Source organism: Streptomyces sp. W16 (assembly GCF_033194735.1).
Lineage (GTDB): Bacteria > Actinomycetota > Actinomycetes > Streptomycetales > Streptomycetaceae > Streptomyces.
Window position 1 is genome coordinate 1 of sequence record NZ_JAWOAI010000855.1, and the last position, 2,623, is coordinate 2,623.

Annotated in this window: 3 protein-coding genes; all 3 read right to left on the reverse strand. The window is 70.3% G+C overall.

What is annotated here, in order from left to right; all coding sequences use genetic code 11:
- The coding region (locus R6V09_RS50460) for a sensor histidine kinase (RefSeq protein WP_317888141.1) at window positions 1-1,138 on the reverse strand (1,138 nt) is incomplete at its 3' end.
- Window positions 1,139-1,146: 8 nt separating this feature from the next.
- A complete protein-coding gene (gene cseB, locus R6V09_RS50465) occupies window positions 1,147-1,851 on the reverse strand; it encodes a two-component system response regulator CseB (RefSeq protein WP_317888142.1) in 705 nt (234 codons plus the stop codon).
- 156 nt (window positions 1,852-2,007) lie between these two features.
- On the reverse strand, window positions 2,008-2,623 hold a 616-nt coding region (locus tag R6V09_RS50470), incomplete at its 5' end, for a hypothetical protein (protein ID WP_317888143.1).

Genomic DNA, 2,623 nt, shown 5'->3' on the forward strand with positions numbered 1-2,623 from the left:
CGGTGCGGAACCGGCTCGTGCCCTCCGCGAGGAGTTCCTCGGGGAAGCCGGGGCCGTGGTCGCGGACCCGGATGACCCGGCCCTCGACCGAGACCTCGATCGGCGGTTTGCCGTGCCGGGCCGCGTTGGCCAGCAGGTTGAACAGCACGCGCTCCAGGCGGCGCGGGTCGGTGGTGACGGCCGACTCGTGGACGACGTGCACCACCGCGTCCGGGTCCTTCGCGATCACCCGGCGGCTCACGAAGTCGCCCAGCATGATGTCCTGCAGCTCGGCCCGCTCGGAGGCCCCGTCGAGACGGGCCACCTCCAGGACGTCCTCGACGAGGGTGCGCATCGCCTTGGCGCGGTCCAGGACGAGTTCCGTGGGGCGGCCCGGTGGGAGCAGCTCGGCCGCGGTCAGCAGGCCCGTCACCGGGGTGCGCAACTCGTGCGCGATGTCCGCCGTGACCCTTCGTTCCGCCTCAAGGCGCTGCTGCAGCGCGTCCGTCATGGCGTCCACCGCGCGCGCGAGGTCGTCGGTCTCGTCCCGCACGACCCCGCCGATCGCGTCCCGTACCCGTACGTCCGTCTCGCCCTTGGCGACCTGGTTCGCCGCGACGGCCGCCTTGCGCAGCCGGCGCGAGAGCTGGCCGCCGATCAGCACACCGAGCGCGCTGCCGCCGAGCACGGCCGCGATCGAACCGATCACCAGGGCCTGGTCGAGATCCTTGAGGATGTCCGTGCTGCGGTCGGTGAACCCGGTGTGCAGCGACATCACATGGCCGTCCTTGAGCGGTACGGCCGCCCAGATGTCCGGGATGCCGTCCGGCCGGTCGGTGACATAGGTCGCCCGGCGGCCCTCCAGGACCTTCTCGCGCAGCGCCGGCGGCAGGCGCGGGTCGTCGATCTTGATGCTGGGGAAGTTGGGCCGCCCGGACAGCTCGTAGTTGCGCTGGGCGATCTGGACCCGCTCGTCCGCGAGATCGCGCGCATTGTCCAGCATCGAGACCCGGGCCGCGTTGTGCACGACCAGGCTGAGCGCGATCGCGACCAGCGTGCCGACCAGCGCGATGGCCGCGCTGAGCTTCCATCTCAGGCCGGTACGGATGCCCGCTCTGTCCATGAACGACGGGACCCTGCGCTGTGAATTCCCCCGCATACCCCTGCTCAGGCCTTCAACTTGTAGCCGAAGCCGCGGACCGTCTCGATCCGGTCCTGGCCGATCTTCGTGCGCAGCCGCTGCACATGGACGTCCACGACCCGGGTGTCACCGCCCCAGCCGTAGTCCCACACCCGCTCCAGGAGCTTGTCGCGGGACAGGACCGTGCCCGGCGCCGAGGAGAACTCCAGCAGCAGCCGCATCTCGGTCGGCGTCAGCGCCACCGGCTGTCCGGCCCGGAGCACCTCCATGCCCTCGGTGTCGATCTCCAGATCGCCGAAGGTGAGCACCCCGCCGTCGACCGGGGCCGTGTCCGCGTCCGTGCGGTCGCTGCCGCCCGCGTGTCCGAAGCGGCGCAGCACCGCACGGATGCGGGCCACCAGGACGGCGCCGTCGAAGGGTTTCGTGACGTAGTCGTCGGCGCCCGCCTCCAGGCCGAGTACGACGTCGATCGAGTCCGCGCGTGCCGACAGCATGATCACCGGCACGGTCGAGTCGTCCCGGATACGGCGGCACAGGCTCACGCCGTCCAGGCCGGGGACCATGACGTCGAGAAGCGCGATGTCGGGGCGGTTCGCCCGGAACGCCTCCAGGCCCGACAGCCCGTCGGGCATCGCCGTGACCGCGAAGCCGTCCCGCTCCAGGGCGAGTTGGGTGGCCTCACGGATGACGTCGTCGTCCTCGACGAACAGGACGTGGGTCTGGTCTGCCATCCCGGTGCTCTCAGTCCTCGTGTGGGTCGTTCTCAAGCATGGGACGCCCGAAGCGGCGTCCGCGTTCACTGAAGGATCGGTTCGGGGGGTCCGATCGGTTCGCCCCCGCTCGGATTCCGTTCGGTTTCGGTTCGGGCCCGTTCGGATCTGTTCCGTTCAGTTTCCGCTCGGGGCGGGTGAAGCGTCGCCTCCGACCGCGTTGCTGTACTCGTTGTGCGTGCTGTACTCCTGCACGAAACGGCCCGACGTCCACCTGTACGTGATCACGTTCTCCCCGGAGGGACTCGACACCGGGTCGCCCTTCTCGTACACCTGCTTGGTGACGACCAGATCGCCGCGGTCGATCTCCGCGTAGACCGGGGGTTCCTCGGCCTTGAACACATTCTCGTACGTCCCGCCCGTCGCGCGATACACGTACGAGCCGATCCCGATTGCTTCGCCGCAGGTCATCACGTTGACGACGACGTCGTTCGCGGTGCCTCCGGTCAGCTCGCCGTACGACACGTCGACCGCGTACTCGTCGGCGACGCACGGCTTCAGTTCGCGCTTGACCGCCGCCGAGACCTTCGGGTCGTCCTTGACGAGTTTCACCGCGTCCACATGGTCGTCGGCCTTGGCGGAGGGGGTGGGGGCGGGCACCTCGGCGACGCCCACCGAGTCGGAGTGCGCCGGGCCCTCGTCACGGGCGCCGGTGCCGCCCGTGGCGCAGCCGGACACCAACAGGGCGAGGGCGGCGAGCACGGCCATCGCCGTGATCGCCGCCTCGAAGCCG